The organism is Burkholderia sp. Se-20373, assembly GCF_017104705.1.
Lineage (GTDB): Bacteria > Pseudomonadota > Gammaproteobacteria > Burkholderiales > Burkholderiaceae > Burkholderia.
The window spans coordinates 1-16,630 of the sequence record NZ_JAAGPH010000160.1 but is presented as its reverse complement, the minus strand read 5'-3'; the positions used below and the strand labels follow the sequence as shown (position 1 = coordinate 16,630).

The 16,630-nt window shown below is 69.6% G+C and carries 16 protein-coding genes; 11 read left to right on the top strand and 5 right to left on the bottom strand.

The window, feature by feature from the left end:
- Positions 1–1,906, bottom strand: a 1,906-nt coding sequence (locus G3N96_RS32765) for a collagen-like triple helix repeat-containing protein (protein WP_206139777.1), incomplete at its 3' end; no start/stop codon positions are given.
- A 358-nt stretch (positions 1,907–2,264) separates the two neighbouring features.
- Here G3N96_RS32765 and G3N96_RS32760 point away from each other — a divergent pair.
- A complete protein-coding gene (locus G3N96_RS32760) occupies positions 2,265–2,663 on the top strand; it encodes a carboxymuconolactone decarboxylase family protein (protein ID WP_206139776.1) in 399 nt (132 codons plus the stop codon).
- A 57-nt stretch (positions 2,664–2,720) separates the two neighbouring features.
- Here G3N96_RS32760 and G3N96_RS32755 read toward each other — a convergent pair whose 3' ends face one another.
- From G3N96_RS32755 to G3N96_RS32745, 3 genes are read right to left on the bottom strand one after another with little or no spacing between them, the layout of a single operon-like run.
- Entirely contained in the window at positions 2,721–3,704 is a 984-nt protein-coding gene (locus G3N96_RS32755; protein WP_206139775.1) for an alpha/beta hydrolase, read from the bottom strand.
- A gap of 7 nt (positions 3,705–3,711) precedes the next feature.
- Positions 3,712–5,286, bottom strand: coding sequence for an NAD(P)/FAD-dependent oxidoreductase (locus tag G3N96_RS32750; protein WP_206139774.1), 1,575 nt, complete (start codon positions 5,284–5,286; stop codon positions 3,712–3,714).
- On the bottom strand, positions 5,283–6,185 hold the full coding sequence (locus tag G3N96_RS32745) for an SDR family NAD(P)-dependent oxidoreductase (RefSeq protein ID WP_206139773.1): 903 nt from the start codon (positions 6,183–6,185) through the stop codon (positions 5,283–5,285). Before G3N96_RS32745 ends, G3N96_RS32750 begins: the two co-directional genes overlap by 4 nt.
- 103 nt (positions 6,186–6,288) lie before the next feature.
- Here G3N96_RS32745 and G3N96_RS32740 point away from each other — a divergent pair, with 103 nt between their 5' ends.
- Entirely contained in the window at positions 6,289–6,930 is a 642-nt protein-coding gene (locus tag G3N96_RS32740; protein ID WP_241022937.1) for a helix-turn-helix domain-containing protein, read from the top strand.
- Positions 6,931–7,024: 94 nt separating this feature from the next.
- Positions 7,025–7,165: a hypothetical protein gene (locus tag G3N96_RS32735; protein ID WP_206139772.1), complete on the top strand. Its 141-nt coding sequence runs from the start codon at positions 7,025–7,027 to the stop codon at positions 7,163–7,165.
- 36 nt (positions 7,166–7,201) lie between these two features.
- On the opposite strand, the gene G3N96_RS32730 is transcribed toward G3N96_RS32735, so the two are convergent.
- Positions 7,202–8,143 (bottom strand): LysR family transcriptional regulator, encoded by a 942-nt coding sequence (locus tag G3N96_RS32730; RefSeq protein ID WP_206139771.1) that lies wholly within the window; start codon positions 8,141–8,143, stop codon positions 7,202–7,204.
- Positions 8,144–8,269: 126 nt separating this feature from the next.
- Here G3N96_RS32730 and G3N96_RS32725 point away from each other — a divergent pair, with 126 nt between their 5' ends.
- The 8 genes from G3N96_RS32725 to G3N96_RS32690 all read left to right on the top strand — a co-directional run.
- The gene (locus G3N96_RS32725; RefSeq protein WP_206139770.1) at positions 8,270–8,914 is read left to right on the top strand and encodes a glutathione S-transferase; all 645 of its coding nucleotides are present in this window, start codon (positions 8,270–8,272) and stop codon (positions 8,912–8,914) included.
- 36 nt (positions 8,915–8,950) lie between these two features.
- Positions 8,951–11,053, top strand: coding sequence for a pyridoxamine 5'-phosphate oxidase family protein (locus tag G3N96_RS32720; protein ID WP_206139769.1), 2,103 nt, complete (start codon positions 8,951–8,953; stop codon positions 11,051–11,053).
- A gap of 123 nt (positions 11,054–11,176) precedes the next feature.
- Positions 11,177–11,380, top strand: a complete 204-nt coding sequence (locus tag G3N96_RS32715; protein ID WP_043178166.1) for a DUF2970 domain-containing protein — start codon at positions 11,177–11,179, stop codon at positions 11,378–11,380.
- 568 nt (positions 11,381–11,948) lie between these two features.
- Entirely contained in the window at positions 11,949–14,180 is a 2,232-nt protein-coding gene (locus tag G3N96_RS32710; protein ID WP_206139768.1) for a TonB-dependent siderophore receptor, read from the top strand.
- A 59-nt stretch (positions 14,181–14,239) separates the two neighbouring features.
- Positions 14,240–14,824, top strand: a complete 585-nt coding sequence (locus G3N96_RS32705; RefSeq protein ID WP_206139767.1) for a nicotinamide mononucleotide transporter family protein — start codon at positions 14,240–14,242, stop codon at positions 14,822–14,824.
- A 121-nt stretch (positions 14,825–14,945) separates the two neighbouring features.
- On the top strand, positions 14,946–15,482 hold the full coding sequence (locus G3N96_RS32700; protein ID WP_089456050.1) for an NUDIX domain-containing protein: 537 nt from the start codon (positions 14,946–14,948) through the stop codon (positions 15,480–15,482).
- A 139-nt stretch (positions 15,483–15,621) separates the two neighbouring features.
- Positions 15,622–16,059 carry a thioesterase family protein gene (locus tag G3N96_RS32695; protein WP_206139778.1) on the top strand — a complete coding sequence of 146 codons (438 nt, stop codon included), beginning with the start codon at positions 15,622–15,624 and terminating at the stop codon, positions 16,057–16,059.
- Positions 16,060–16,066: 7 nt separating this feature from the next.
- Positions 16,067–16,630 (top strand): branched-chain amino acid ABC transporter permease (locus G3N96_RS32690; protein WP_206139766.1); only part of this gene is annotated, 564 nt, incomplete at its 3' end.

Sequence of the window (16,630 nt, the reverse complement as noted above, 5' to 3'; positions counted from 1 at the left end):
CCGTGATCGGGGCGAGCGGGTTGCTGCCGCCCGTGCCGCTGCTGGAGCTGCCCGCGTTGTTGTCGTGGACGAGGCCGCCGGTGGACGTCACCGTGTTGCCGAGCTGCGCCACGACGCCGCCGAGCGCGCCGCCCACCGGGTTGTCGGTTGCGCCGCCGACCTTCGTGCCGGCGCTGGCGAGGCCGTTGCCGAGTGCGCTCAGCAGGCCGTTGAGCGGCGTGCCGAGCAGCGTGACGCCGCCGAGCGTTTGCGTGGCGCCCGGCGTTGTGACCCCGCCGGTCAGCGTGTTCGTGATCGGGTTGATCACCTTGCCGACCTGCGTCTCCAACTGCTGGACCGGCGAGCTGTTCAGCGCCGTGTTGAGGCCCGACGCGGTCGAGTTGACGGCGCCGCCGACGGTGTTGACGAGATCGCCGACGAGCGTCGTGACCGGCGACAGCGGCGACAGCGGGCCGGAGCCGAGGCTCTTCACCGCGTTGCCGAGGTTGTTGACCGCGCCGCCGGCGCCGGTCAGCAGGCCGGTGGTCGACGTCAGCGTCGGTCCGAGCGGGTTGGCCGACACGCCGATCGAGCCGAGGCCGGCCGCGACGCCGTTGCCGAGCGCCTGCACGCCGTTGCCGAGGCTCGTGACCGCGTTGCCGACGCTGGTGGCCGTCGTCGGGTTCGTGCCGGGGATCTGCACGCCGCCGATCTGCGCGCCGCCGGTTGCGACCGTCGTGCCGAGTGCCGTCACGAGGTTGCCGGATTTCTGGAGAACATTGCCGAGGGGGGTGACGCCGGTGCCGGAGGTACCCGACGTACCGGAGGTGCCCGAGGTGCCGGAGGTGCCCGAGGTGCCGGAGGTGCCCGAGGTGCCCGAGGTGCCGGAAGTGCCCGAGGTGCCCGAGGTGCCCGAGGTGCCCGAGGTGCCGGAAGTGCCCGAGGTGCCGGAGGTGCCCGAGGTGCCGGAGGTGCCCGACGTACCGGAAGTGCCCGACGTACCGGAAGTGCCCGACGTGCCGGAGGTGCCGGAGGTGCCGGAAGTGCCGGAAGTGCCGGAAGTGCCGGAAGTGCCGGAAGTGCCGGACGTACCGGAGGTACCCGACGTACCCGACGTACCCGAGGTGCCCGACGTGCCGGAGGTGCCCGACGTGCCGGAGGTGCCCGACGTGCCGGAGGTGCCCGACGTACCGGAAGTGCCCGACGTGCCGGAAGTACCCGACGTGCCGGAAGTACCCGACGTACCGGAGGTGCCCGACGTACCGGAGGTGCCCGACGTACCGGAAGTACCCGACGTACCGGAGGTACCCGACGTGCCGGAAGTACCCGACGTACCGGAGGTGCCCGACGTACCGGAGGTGCCCGACGTACCGGAAGTACCCGACGTACCGGAGGTACCCGAGGTGCCGGAAGTGCCCGACGTACCCGAGGTGCCCGACGTGCCGGAGGTGCCCGACGTACCGGAAGTGCCCGACGTGCCGGAGGTGCCCGACGTACCGGAAGTGCCCGACGTGCCGGAGGTGCCCGACGTACCGGAAGTGCCCGACGTGCCGGAAGTACCCGACGTGCCGGAGGTGCCCGACGTACCGGAAGTGCCCGACGTGCCGGAAGTACCCGACGTGCCGGAGGTGCCCGACGTACCGGAAGTGCCCGACGTGCCGGAAGTACCCGACGTACCGGAAGTACCCGACGTACCGGAAGTACCCGACGTGCCGGAAGTACCCGACGTACCCGAACTACCCGATGTCCCGCCACCCGAAGTGCCCGACGTCCCACCACCCGACGTCCCCGAGCTGCCGCCCGACCCAGACGTGCTCGGCTTGATCGTCGGCGGCGTGGTCGGTCCATCGACCGAGCCGCAACCATAGAGTGCGAGCAGCGACGAGACGGCCATCGTTACCGTCGTCTTCTTGAAGAGTTTGTGCATGTTGGCCTCGACATTGGAAGTGTGTCCAAGCCTCCTCTGCAAATTCCGCGCCACGGCAGTATTCCCGAAACGGTGTCGCGCTTTATTGCAGAAATCGGGAATATCGGCGCGATTTAAACGGAGTAACGGGGCTTTCGCGCGGCGGGCACGCAGGGTGCGCCGGCGCGGCGGTTGCGATGTTCCCGCACGCCGCCGTAACGCGCGGCGCGATGTTACGTAGCGTTCGACATCGCGTGACGCGGGCGCCGCGAACCGAGGGCCGCGTCTTTGACGAAACGCGCGGGCCCGATGAACATGGCGCGACATCCCCGGCTGCCGGCGATACCGCACCCCCCACGACTCCACACAGGACACGGACATGAGCGAACAGGACAGGGAATACGGCAAGGCGCGACGCATCGACGTGATGGGCGAGGCGTTCGTCGAGCGCGCGATGCGCGACCTCGACGGCTTTTCGCGGCCGCTGCAGAACTGGCTGAACGAGCACGCGTGGGGCAGCACGTGGCAGCGGGGCGGGATCGACCTGAAGACGCGCAGCCTGTGCACATGCGCGATGCTGGCGGCACTTGGCCGCGGCACGGAACTGAAGGGTCACATTCGCGGCGCGCTCAACAACGGCGCGAGCCTCGTCGAGATTCGCGAGGTATTGCTGCACAGCGCGCTGTACGCGGGCGCGCCCGCCGCGGTCGAGGCATTCTGCAGCGCGCGGGAGGTGATATCGGATCTCGGGCTGCCGGTGCCCGATGACGAAACCTGATTCCGCGCCGGCGCCGGCGGCACGGCACGGAATCGGGCCCTGTTACGCGGTCTCGGCTTACGCGATGCGTGCCGACGGCGCGGCCACCTCGGCCGGCGCGGCGGCGACTTCGAGCAGCCAGTCGGCGGTGGCGTCCGGAATCGTGACCGGCAGCATGTGCCCGCCCTCGACGACCTTCAGCCGCACGCGCGCCGATTTCTTCGCGAGCGCTTCGCCGTGCTCGCGCCAGTTCAGGATCGGATCGGCACGTCCGTACAGCACGTCGACCGGCAGTGCGAGGTCCGGGTAGCGGCGTTCCATCGCGGGCAGATCGACCGGCGCCGACAGCAGGTCGGTCGCCGTCGCGTAAAACACGTGCGGGCGCATCCCGAGCAGCCCGCCGCCCTTGACCGGGAAGTCGCGCGGCACGTCTTCCGGCGCGAACACCTGGCGCACCGCCTTGCGGCCGGTCAGGATCGTCAGCGGAATCGCGAAGGTCCACGACACGAAGCGGCGCACCAGCGGCGACGGCAGCATCAGCGGCTTGAACGGCGCCGGCGGCTCGCTCTGCTCGTGCGACAGCGGCGCGATCAGCGCGAGGCGGCTCACGCGATCCGCATGATTGAGGCCGACCGCGAGCGCGATCGCGCCGCCGAGCGAGTGGCCGACCAGCACCGGCTTGTCGAGCTTCAGCGCGTCGATGAACGCGGCAACCGTGCGAGCCTGCGCGAACACGTTCGCCTGCGAGCCTGCGCCGCGGAGCGAGCGGCCGGCGCCCGGCCGGTCGATCAGGATCACGCGATGCTGCTGCGCGAGCCGCGTGAGCGGCAGGTACGCGAAATTGCGCAGTTGCCCCGCGAGCCCGTGGACGAACACGATCGGCGGGCCGTTGCCGTATTCGACGTAGTGGATGCGGTCGCCGCCGATGTCGACGAAGCGGCCTTCGGGCGGAAATGCGCGCGTCACGCGGCGGGCCACGTAACCGGTAAACAGCGCGAGCGCGGCGAGCACCGCGACGACGCCGAGCAGCACGTTCTGGATCAGATGGAGCGTAGGGGTCATGTCGGCCTCAGCGGGTTTCGAGTGCGGGTTCGGCAACCGGCGCCGTGGCGGCCGGGCCGGCTTTCGCGCGGCGTTCGAACTGCATCGCCGAATCGGCGAGTCCGCTGAACTTCAGCGATGCGAGATCGAGCACGTAGTTCTGATGGAATTTCCACGGCTTGCTGTGCCCCTGCTTCGGCAGGATGCCGGCCGCGCGCTGGATGTAGCCCGAGCTCAGGTTGACGGCCGGCACGTTGCCGAGGTCGCCGGTGCCGAGCCGCGGCACGCACGTGTCGTAGCCGTTCGCGCGCATATGGTTGAGCAGCCGGCACACGTAGCGCGCGATCAGCTCGGCCTTCAGCGTCCACGACGCATTCGTGTAGCCGAACGACGACGCGAGGTTCGGCACGTCGCTGTACATCATGCCCTTGTACGACACGGTGTCCGGCAGGTTGACCGCACGGCCGTCGACGGTAACGCGCGCGCCGCCGAGCATCTTCACCTTCAGCCCGGTCGCGGTGACGATCACGTCCGCGTCGAGCTGCTGGCCGCTCTTGAGCTTGAGGCCGATCGGCGTGAAGCGCTCGATCTCGTCGGTGACGATCGACGCGCGGCCCGAGCGGATCGCCTTGAACAGGTCGCCGTTCGGCACCAGGCACACGCGCTGGTCCCACGGCATGTAGCGCGGCGTCAGGTGCTTCGCGACGTCGAAGCCGGGGCCGACCTGCTTGCTGGCCGCGCGGATGATGAACTGCTTCGTCCGGTCGGGCTTGCGGCGCGACACGTTGTACAGGTACATCGTCAGCAGCACGTTCTTCACGCGCACGAGCCGGTGCGCGAGCCGCGACGGCAGCACGCGGCGCAGCGCGTTCGCGATCTTGTCGCGCGCGGGCAGCGACACGATGTAGGTCGGCGAGCGCTGCAGCATCGTCACGTGCTGCGCATCGGCCGCCATCGACGGCACGAGCGTGACGGCCGTCGCGCCGCTGCCGATCACGACCACGCGCCGGTTCGCGTACGACAGGTCCTTCGGCCAGTGCTGCGGATGCACGAGCTTGCCTTCGAACGTGTCCATCCCGGCCCAGTCGGGCAGGTAGCCGGCGTCGTAGTCGTAGTAGCCGCTGCACATGAACAGGAAGCGGCAGGTGTACACGAGCGTGTCGGTCGCACCGTCCCGCGTGCGCTCGATGCGCACCGTCCAGCGCGCGCGGTTCGAATCCCAGTCGGCTGCCACCACCTTCTGGCCGTAGCGGATCGTCTTGTCGATGCCGTATGCGCGCGCGGTATCGCGGATGTAGTCGAGGATCGTCTGGCCGTCCGAGATCGCCTTGTCGCTGTGCCACGGCCGGAAGCTGTAGCCGAGCGTGAACATGTCGGAATCCGAACGGACGCCCGGATAGCGGAACAGGTCCCAGGTGCCGCCGATCGCGTCGCGCGCCTCGACGATCGCCACGCTCGCATACGGGCAGCGCTGTTTCAGGTGATACGCGGCGCCGATGCCGGACAGGCCGGCGCCGACGATCAGCACGTCGAGGTCGTTGCCGTCCTGGCGGGCATCGGGGGCGGGCGGCGCGTCGCGCCGCTCGGTCGTCGTCGAGGTCATGCGGGGTCCTTGGTCGGCGTGGTCGGGAGCGCGGCCGGGGCGTGCGCGCGTTCAAGGTTGCGGGCGCGGGCGCGGCGCACGTGGCGCAGCATCAGCCACTGGTAGCCGGCGCCGAGCAGGCGCGCGATCCGGTCGAGCCGGCGCGCGTCGGCGCCGACGAGCACGCGGCGCGCATTGCGCTCGACCCCCGCGAGGATCTGCCGCGCGGCGTCGTCGGCCGTCGTCGCGTTGATCAGGCGGTTGGCCTGGCGGCGATGGGTCGCCTCGTCCTGGCCCGTGAGCGCATGAATGCTGGTATCGACGCGCCCCGCGTCGACGATGTTCGTCGCGACGCCGCCCGGATGCACGCAGGTCGCGCTCACCGGCGCGCCGTCGAGTTCGAGCTCCATCCGCAGCGCCTCGGTGAAGCCGCGCACCGCGAACTTGGTTGCGTTGTACGCGCTTTGGGTGGGCATCGCGACGAGGCCGAACAGGCTCGACGTGTTGACGATGTGCCCGTCGCCCGACGCGCGCAGATGCGGCAGGAACGCCTGCGTGCCGTGCACGACGCCCCAGAAGTTGATGCCGACGATCCATTCGAGATCGGCGATGCACGCGGTCTCGGCGCTGGCGGCCAGCGACACGCCCGCGTTGTTGAAAACCAGGTTGACCTTGCCGTGCTCGGCGCGCACGAAGTCGGCCCACGCGAACACCGCATCGCGGTCGGCGACGTCGAGCCGCCGCGTGCTCACGCGCACGCCGTGCTGCGCGCAGGCGGCCGCCGTGCCGGCGAGCCCGACGTCGTTGACGTCGCTCAGCGCGACCGCGCAGCCGCGCCGCGCGAGCTCGACCGCGAGGCTGCGGCCCATGCCCGAACCGGCGCCCGTGATCGCGGCGACCTTGCCGGAAAATCCCTTCATCCGTCGTTCCTCCCGTTCCGCTTGCGCTGTACCGGCGGCGCATCTATTGTGGTGTTGTTCGTCACCACTTTAGTTTTCGGGTGTCCTGATGTCAAATAGCGGAATGGAGAAAGCACTCGAAACGGAAAAAAGGGGCCGGTCGTATGGCGGCGTGGCGCCCGAGGTGCGGGCCGCGGAGCGGCGCGACGCGCTGATTCGCGCGGCGACGCGCGTGTTCGGCACGGTCGGGTTCCGCAAGGCGACCGTGCGGTCGATCTGCCAGGAAGCGAAGCTGAACGATCGCTATTTTTATGCGGCGTTCGACAGCACCGACGATTTGCTGCGCTGCACCTACCTGCATCACGCGCAGCAACTGCACGAAGCGGTCGGGCGGGCGGTGGCCGAGCGCGGCGGCGATCTGCGCGAGAGCGTCGATGCGGGGCTCGCCGCGTTCTTCGCGTTCCTGCGCGACCCGTGCGCGGCGCGCGTGTTGCTGCTCGAGGTGATGGGCGTGAGCGCGGACACCGACATGACCTACCAGCGCATGCTGATCGACTTCGGCAAGCTGATCATGGCGATCGGCGCGCCGCGCGAAGCGGCAACGCCGGCGGAGCGCACCGAGCAGCGGCTGATCGGGCTCGCGCTCGTCGGCGCGATGACGAACGTCGGCGCGGCGTGGCTGCTCACCGACTATCGCGATCCGGAGGCGCAGATGGTCGCGAGTTGCAGGAAGGTGCTGTTGGGGACGTTGCGGGAGGTGGGGTAGCGGTAACGCATGATTTGACGGTTCGCCATCAATCACGCGTTGATATGGGCGGCCAACCAGATCTTGGCCGGTTGCAAACAATGAGAGGTATGTCGTGGATATCGAATCGTCGGGAGCGTCTCAAGCAACGCTGGTGTTGCTGACGCTGTTGGCTCTAGGTGAGCGCGAAATCGAACAGGGGCATTTTCGTCCTGTCGAGTCCGTGTTTGCGGATATCGAGTGCTGCGACGAATGAGTCCCGAACGTAACGTCTTCCGGTTCGACTGACACGCTAACGCGTGCGGGGTCGCTTCGCGGCGATGACCCCCGCCGTCTCCCCGATCCTCGCCTTCATCGCGTCGACGAACGCCCGCACTTTCGGCGAAGGCAGCCGCGTCGACGGATACACCGCGTGAATCCCGGCCGGCGCCGAGCGCCACGCGGGCAGCAGCCGCACGAGCCGGCCGGCCGCGACGTCGTCGGCGGTCGAGAAATCCGTCAGCAGCCCGAAGCCGCCGCCCGCGAGCACGATCGCGCGGCACGCGGTGGCGGTGTTCGACACGACCTGCGCGACACAGCGCACGGAAGCGGTGCCGCCGTTCACGTCTTCGAGTTCGACCGTTTGCGGGCGCGGCAGCGTCGACAGCATCACGAACGGCAGCGCGGCGAGCGCATCCGGATCGTGCGGCCGCCCGTGGCGCGCGACGAACGCGGGGCTCGCGACCAGCCATTTCTCGTACGTGCCGAGCTGCACCGCCCGATAGTTCGAATCGGCGAGGCGGCCGATGCGGATCGCGACGTCGAGGTTGTCCGCGACGAGATCGACCACGCGGTCGTTCGCGACGAGTTCGACGTCGAGCCCCGGATGCCGGTCGCGCAACGCGACGACGGCAGGCGCGACGACCAGCGCGCCGTAGTCGATCGGCACGCTCACGCGCAGCGTGCCCCGCAGCGGCCCCGCGTCGGACGACACCGCGTCGAGCGCGCTTTCGGCGGCGCGCACGATGTCGCGGCACGCGTCGTAAAACGCCCGCCCCGCGTCGGTCACGCTCAGCCGCCGGGTGGTGCGCACCAGCAGGTTCGCGCCGACCTCGGATTCGAGGCGTTGCATGTGCGTGCTGACGACCGTCTTCGCCAGGCCGAGCCGCTCGGCCGCGGCTGTCAGCGAGCCGGCGTCGACCACCGCGACGAAGATCGCCAGCCGGTTCAGGTTCACGTCGCGCAGGTCGGCCATCGTCGATTGTCCTATGGGAAAGGATAATGTTTCCGCGATTATCCGTCTTCTGGTGACGAACGGCGAGCGCTACGCTGCGGTTGTGCGTCGCCGATCCCCGGCGGCGCGAGATTCCGGAGTGTATCCATGTCTGCCGCCCGCAAGCCTGCCTCGCCGATCCGCGTCTATTCGTTCCTGCTGTCCGGGCACGCCCATCGCGTCCGGTTGTTCCTGTCGCTGCTCGGCCTGCCGTCCGAGACCGTCGACGTCGATCTGGCGGCCGGCGCGCAGCGCGAACCGGCGTTCCTGGCGCTCAATCCGCTCGGGCAGGTGCCCGTGATCGACGACGGCGGCACGGTGATCGCCGATTCGAACGCGATCCTCGTCTACCTCGCGAAGCGCTACGGCGACGCGCACTGGCTGCCCGACGACCCGGTTGGCGCGGCGGTCGTGCAGCGCTGGCTGTCGTATGCGGCGGGGCCGATCGCATCGGGGCCGGCTGCCGCGCGGCTCGTGACCGTGTTCGGCGCGCAGCTCGACCAGGAGGCCGCCAAGCGCACGGCCGCGAAGGTGCTCGACGTGATCGACGGCGAGCTGGTCGGTAAGCCGTTTGCCGCCGGCGCTCAACCGACGATCGCCGACATCGCCGCGTATTCGTACATCGCGCATGCGCCGGAGGGCGGCGTGTCGCTCGAACCGTATCCGCACGTGCGTGCTTGGCTCGCGCGCATCGAGGTGCTGCCGGGCTTCGTCGCGATGCCGACGACGCGCGCGGGCCTGCTTGCCGCGTAACGCTCATCGAAGCCGGGCCTGCTCAGGGAGAACGCAATGAACACCCCGACCACCGTCGTACCGGGCTGGGAACTCGACACCGCGCCGTTTCACGCGGGCGAGCTCGCCGTGCAACAGCGCGCGGGCGTGACGGAGGCTGCGGGTTCGGCCGGTCGGCGCGGGATCCGGCGCTTCATGCCGGACCAGCACCGGACGTTTTTCGCGCAACTGCCGTTCTTCGTGCTCGGCGGCGTCGACGCGCACGGCCAGCCTTGGGCGACGCTGCGGGCCGGCGCGCAGGGGTTCGTGACGTCGCCCGATGCGCGCACGCTGCGCATCGCGGCGCGCGCGCTGCCGGGCGATCCGCTGGCCGGCGCGTGGCAGCCGGGTGCGCCGCTCGGCGGGCTCGGGATCGAATTCGATACGCGGCGGCGCAATCGCGTCAACGGCGTCGTGCGCGCGGTCGACGGCGATGCGCTGACGATCGCGGTCGAGCAGAGCTTCGGCAACTGTGCGAAGTACATCCAGGGGCGCAAGCCGACGTTCGTCGCACGGGAAGCCGATGCGTCCGCGCGGCCCGACGTGTCGGACGCGTTGAACGACGCCGATCGCGCGCTGCTCGCGCAGGCCGATACGTTCTTCGTCGCGAGCGCGAACACGTCGGCGGACGCGGGCGCCGCGCGCGGCGCGGACGTGTCGCATCGCGGCGGGATGCCGGGTTTCGTGCGCGTCGACGATGCGCGCACGCTGACGACGCCGGATTTCAGCGGCAACCGCTTCTTCAATACGCTCGGGAATTTGCAGCACGATCCGCGCGCGGGGCTGCTGTTCGTCGATTTCGACCACGGCGACCTGCTGTATGTGGCCGCGCGCGCCGAGATCGTGTGGGACGGGCCGCTCGTCGCGTCGTTCGACGGCGCGCAGCGGGTCGTGCGGTTCCACGTGCGGGAAGTGCGGCGCATGCGCGCGGTGCTGCCGTTCCGGTGGTCGGCGGTCGAGCGTGCGCCGCAGTTCGCGGCGATGGCGGCGGGTGTGGGCGGAAACGCAGCCGTAGGGGCAGGCGTGGCGATATCGTCCGCATCCGCATCCGCATCCGCATCCGCATCCGCATCCGCATCCGCATCCGCATCGGCACCCGCATGGCGCGCACTGCGCATCGCAAAAATCGTCGACGAAGCGCGCGCGATCCGCTCGTTCCATTTCGAACCGGTGGACGGCGGCCCGTTGCCCGCCTACGAAGCCGGGCAGCACCTGACGTTGCGCATCGCGCTACCGGCCGGCGATTCGCCAGCGATTCGCAGCTACACGCTTTCCGATGCACCGGGCGGCGCGCATTACCGGATCACCGTGAAGCGCGAAGGGCGCGTCTCGGCGTGGCTGCACGATCACGCGCACGCGGGCATGACGCTCGACGCGCAGATGCCGCGCGGCCGCTTCTCGTTCGATCTCGCGAGCCCGCGCCCGGCCGTGCTCGTGTCGGCCGGTATCGGCATCACGCCGATGATCGCGATGCTGCACCGTGCACTGGCCGACGCTCAACGGCCGCACCGCGTGGTGTTCGTACACGGTGCGCGTGAAGCAGCTGATCGACCGTTCGTCGCGGAACTGGCACGCGTCGCCGCCACCGACGCGCGCTTGTCGCTCCACTGGTTCGACAGTCATCCTCACGAAGGCTCGGCAGCGCATGCGGGCCGCATCGATATCGCGCAGCTGAAGCGGATCCTGTCGTTCGACGATTACGATTTCTACCTCTGCGGGCCCTCGGCATTCATGCGCGACTTGTACGACGGATTGCGTGCGCTGAACGTGCTGGACGAACGCATCCGTTTCGAGGCATTCGGGCCGTCGAGCGTGGCGCGCAGCGTGACCCGCGCGACTGCCTCGCCGACGGCGGCGAGCGTGCCGGTCGTCTTCCGGCGGACGGGCCGCGAAGCCGCGTGGACGCCCGCCGACGGCACCTTGCTCGAGTTCGCGGAAGGGCAGCGCGTGGACGTGCCGTCCGAATGCCGTTCCGGGTCGTGCGGCACGTGCGCGACGCGCGTGCTGTCCGGCGCGGTCGACTACGAGCAGGCGCCCGATGCCACGGTCGAATCCGGTTGCGCGCTGCTGTGCGTCGCGCGTCCCGCGCAAGGGTCGGAACCGCTCGTGCTCGACCGCTGACGCACCCATGCGACATGCCGCCGCAGATGGGCTGCTGCGCGAAAAGCGCGCGCAACTGCTTCTTTTTTCGGATGCCGGTTGGATCGACGATAGCGTCAACCGATAGATGAAAGGAGCGCAATCATGAAACTGCTCGGCATGATCAAACTGGTTCTGTGGAGTTTCTTCGGCGTACGCAACAGCAAGGCGCACGCAACCGATCTCGCGAATGCCAACTTCACGATGCTGCCGTTCGTGGCGATCATCCTTGCGGTGCTCGTCGGCGCGGTCATCTACGGCGTCGTGCACCTGGTCGTCGATCCGACCGTGACGATGCAGGGGTTCTGAGCAGACGGCCGGTGAATCGCGAGCGGGCGAACGTTCCCGCTCCGGTTTTCGGTCGTATGACCGGCGCGCAACGGCGCCGGTTAGCTAGGCGGCCGCGCACGACGCCAGTCACGCGCAGGTCGGCACCCACGTCGTGCCGCGCCAATCGCGCAGTCCTCATTCCCGCCTTCCCCGTTTCCCGTTTCGCCCGATTCCAGGTCGGTCAGCCCCGCCCGGGGTAAAATGCGCGCCGCGCCGCGATGTCGCGCGCGACGGGCACGCCGCCGTTCCAGCGAACGGTGCGTGCAAGTGCGTCGCGCCCGCACCGAGGCGTTCGAAGCGTCCCCCGCATGACAAGACCGCGCGATGCCGCCGGCCGCCCGACACGCCCCCGACGAACCCGTCGACGGCCGCGTCGGTTCCCGGCGCATCACCTGAATCCGACGTCCCATCCTGCGTCTTCCCGACCGAGCGGCCCGCTTGCGTGCCGCTTCGTCCGGTTCGTCCGATGAATGTCGCGCGCGGGCACGCTTCGCAGCTTCGTAACGGGTTTCGACAGGGTCGAGTGGCGAGTTTTCCATCCAGAACAATGACGGTGAATAGAACAACAGCGTCGCGCGCACGGCGGCGGCGCGCGAAAGTCGGGCTCGGCGTCGGTCTCGGCATCACGCTTTTCGCGGCCCAGGCCGCCGCGGCGCAGGGCGACGCGCCGGCGCCGGACACGGAGGCAGCCGGCAGCGCGACGCTGCCGACGATCACGGTGAACGGCGAGCGCGGCAATGCGCTGCGCGTACGCAACGCGTCGGTCGCGGGGCTCGACGACACGCCGCTGCGCGACACGCCGGCGTCGGTGAGTGTCGTCACGCGCGCGCAACTCGACGACCAGCAGGCGAAGCGGTTGAGCGACGTCGTGCGCAACGATGCGTCGGTCGTCAACGACTATGCGCCGGTCGGCTACTTCGAAGGCTTTGCGATCCGCGGCTTCCCGGTCGATCTCGCGAGCGCGATCCGGATCGACGGGCTGACGGTGTCCGGCGAACAGAACGTGCCGCTCGAGAACAAGGAGCGCGTCGAGATCCTGAAGGGGCTCGCCGGCATCGACAGCGGCGTCGTCGCTCCGGGCGGCGTGATCAACTTCGTGACGAAGCGCTCGGCGAACGTCGCGAGCGTGACGGGCGGCGTCGACAGCCGCGGCTCGACGTCGGCGGCCGTCGATCTCGGCCGCCGCTTCGGCCCCGACAATCAGTTCGGCTTCCGGATCAATGCCGCGAAGGAGAACATGCACTCGTACATCGACGGCACGAACGGACGGCGCACGTTCGGCTCGATCGCCGCCGACTGGGACATCAGCCCGCGCGCGAGCCTGCAGCTCAACGCGGAATTCCAGCAGTGGATCCAGCGTTCCGCACCCGGCTATCAGTTGCTTGGCGGCACCGTCGTGCCGTCGATCAAGACGACGTCGAAGGCGCTCGGCACGCAGCCGTGGGCGAAACCGCTGACGACCGATGCGCTGAACTTGAGCGCGCGCTTCGATTACCAGTTCAACGACGACTGGAAGGCCTACATCGCCGCCGGCCGCAGCCGCACGATGATCGACGACAACAGCGCGTTCGCATACGGCTGCTCGTACGCGGCGAGCTGCACGGCCGGCGCGACGTCGCCGTTCTTCTTCGGCGCGAACGGCGACTATGACGTCTACGACTTCCGCAGTCCCGGCGAATACCGGCGCAACGACGACCTGCGTGCGGTCACGACCGGCAAGTTCGCGACCGGCCCGCTGCGGCACGAGCTGACGCTTGGCGTGAGCGTGCAACGCCGCGTCGTGAGCATGGCCGACGCCGTGTACGACTACGTGGGCAGCGAGAACGTCTACGGGCCCGACACGACGTTCTCGCCGTCGCCGAATTCGCCCGGCCCGTCGTATCCGCGCCTCGATGCGTGGCAGTACGGCGTGTTCGGGCTCGACCGCATCAGCATCGGCGAACACTGGCAGGTGCTCGCGGGCGGCAAGGAAGTGCTGTTGCGCCAGCGCAGCTGGAGCAGCCTCGACGGCGACACGACGCATACCGACCGCTCCGTGTTCCTGCCGCAGGTGGCGCTCGTCTACAAGCCGGTGAGCGTGCTGTCGCTGTACGCGTCGTACAGCAAGGCGCTGTCGCTCGGCGACCAGGCGCCGGTGCGCGCGACCAACGCGTATGCGTTCCTGCCGCCGGTCGAATCGCACCAGTTCGAGGTCGGTGCAAAATACGACTGGCTCGACCGGCTGAGCCTCACGGCCGCCGTGTTCTCGATCAGCAAGCCGTTCCAGTTCGCCGACCCGGACGCATCGGGCACGCGCTACACGTTCGTGCAGCGCGGCACGCAGCGGCACCAGGGAATCGAGCTCGGCGCGGCCGGGCGCGTGACCGAGCGCCTGGGGCTGACGGCCAGCGTCGCGGCGATTCGTGCGCGTGCGTACGATTCCGGGTCGCCTGCGTACGAAGGGCACCAGATCATCAACGTGCCGGCGCTGCGCGCGACGGTGTATGCGGATTACGCGGTGCCGGGCGTCGCGGGGCTGAACGTGCTGGGCGGGGTCGAGTACAGCGCGGCCCGCAACGCGAACGAGGAGGGCACCGCGCGCGTGCCGTCGTGGTTCGTGTTCAATCTCGGCGCACGCTATACGACGAAGATCGGCGGCCATCGCACGGTGTTGCGCGTGTCGGTGGACAACCTGTTCAACAAGTTCTACTGGCGCGACGCGGGTGAACAGCAGGGCGATGCGTACCTGTTCCCGGGTGCGCCGCGCACCGCGCGCGTGTCGTTGACCTATGATTTCTGACCGTCCGGAACCGGCCGCGTGACGCGCGGCCCCGGCAGCCAACCTGGAGAGCACAGACGATGTCCCCACTCGAAATCGCCGGCGTGATCGTCAGCGCGCTCGCGATCTGGCTGACCGCGAAGCGGCGCATGCTGTGCTGGCCGGTCGGGCTCGTGTCGGTCGCGCTGTACGGCTGGATCTTCTTCGACGCGAAGCTGTATTCGGACATGCTGCTGCAGGGCGCGTTCGCGGTGCTGCAGGTGTACGGCTGGCAACGCTGGCTCGCGCAGCGTGCGAGCGAGGCCGACGGCAGCGCGGCGCCGGCGGGTGATGTCGCGCCCGTCACCGGCGTGCGGCCGCTGCAGATGCTGCCCGACCTGATCGCGGCCGTCGTCGGCAGCGCGCTGCTCGGCCTGCCGTTCACCGCGATCACGCTGTTCGCGATGCGCGAGGCGCGGCGTCTGCACGGCGAGCGGGCCGCCGGGCTGATGGGCTATGCGACCGCGTCGTACGGGGTCGGGCAGATTCTCGGCCCGCTCGTCGCGGCGCCGCTCGCCGCGCGCTTCGGGTCGTTTTCCCCCGCGCTGTGGGTCGCGGTGGCCGCGCTGCTGCTGGGCGCCGCCGGCTTCGCGGCGACCGCCGCAGGACGGCGCCTGCAACCCTGATGTCGGCGGGGCCGGATCGTCTGCGGCACGGGCAAACTCGCTAGAATGAAGCCTTTCCCGCGCCGAGCGGGTGCGCGGGCAGCCGGCAGGCGGCCGTCCGGCGCCTGCCAGATCCCCATCGATGACCACCGCCGATTACCGCTTTTGCCCGCGCTGCGCGAGCCCGCTCACCGAGCGCGCCGATCCCGACCATGAAGGCGGCCGCATTCGCCAGGCGTGCCCCGACGACAGCTGCGGCTATGTGCACTGGAACAACCCGCTGCCCGTCGTCGCGGCGATCGTCGAGCTCGACGGCAAGATCCTGCTCGCGCGCAACGCGGCCTGGCCCGAAGGCATGTTCGCGCTGATCACCGGCTTCCTCGAGAACGGCGAGACGCCCGAGGACGGCATCGCGCGCGAGGTGTTCGAGGAAACGGCGCTGAAGGCCGAGCACGTGTCGCTGGTCGGCGTCTACGAATTCATCCGCAAGAACGAGCTGATCATCGCGTACCACGTGCGTGCGTCGGGCACGGTCGCGCTGTCGCCGGAACTGCTCGAATACAAGCTCGTCGATCCGCCGCTGCTGCGCCCGTGGCGCGCCGGCACGGGCGTCGCGCTCGCCGACTGGATGCGGGCGCGCGGCCTCGATTTCGAGTTCGTCGACCGGCCGGGGCAGTGACGGGCCGGCCCGCCAGCCGCGTTGCCTCCGCCGTGCCGCGCGCGATCGTGGCGCGGCGTTCCGCTTCCTGCCGGCGCGCCGTGTCATGCGGCCGCCGCGCGTCGTCCACCTCGCATCCATCGTCCTGACCGCCATCGCCATGTCCGACAAGCCGCAACCGCGTCCACGCGACGCCTATCGCCACTTCCTGCCGATCACGACCCGCTGGATGGACAACGACGTCTACGGGCACGTGAACAACGTCGTCTACTACAGCTACTTCGACACGGTCGTGAACGAATACCTGATCCGTGCCGGCGCACTCGACGTCGAGCACGGGCAGACGATCGGCCTCGTGGTCGAGACGCAATGCAACTACTTCGCGCCGCTCGTGTTCCCGCAGTCGGTCGACGCCGGGCTGCGGGTCGTGAAGCTCGGCACGTCGAGCGTGCGCTACGAGGTCGGGCTGTTCGCGCAGGGCGAAGCCACGCCCGCCGCGCAGGGGCATTTCGTGCACGTGTACGTCGATCGCGGCACGCGCCGGCCGGTGCCGCTGCCCGATGCGCTGCGCGCCGCGCTCGAGCCGCTCGCGGCCTGACGGCGCGATGCACGCGTTCGCGCTCCAGGCCTTCAACGGCCTCAGCTACGGCTTGCTGCTGTTCATGCTGTCGGCCGGCCTCACGCTGATCTTCAGCGTGCAGGGCGTGCTCAACTTCGCGCATGCGAGCTTCTACATGCTCGGCGCGTACGTCGGCTACAGCATCGCGGCCGGCGCGGGCTTCTGGCCCGCGCTGGTGCTCGCGCCGCTCGCGGTCGGGCTGCTCGGCGCCGGCTGCGAACGCATGCTGCTGCGCCGCGTGCAGGCGCGCGGCCATACGAGCGAACTGCTGCTGACCTTCGGCCTCGCGTACCTGATCGGCGAGGGCGCGAAACTCGTGTGGGGCCTCGCGCCGTTGCCGGCGCCCGTGCCTGCGCTGTTCGACGGCGCGCCCGTGACCGTATTCGGCCTCGCGCTGCCGCGCTACCGGTTGTTCATGATGGGGATGTCCACGGCGATGCTGGTCGCGCTCGGCGCGTTGCTGCGCGCGTCGCGCACCGGGCTCGTCGTGCGCGCGGCGCTCACGCACCGCGCGGCCGTCGAGGCGCTCGGCTACGACGTGCCGCGCGTG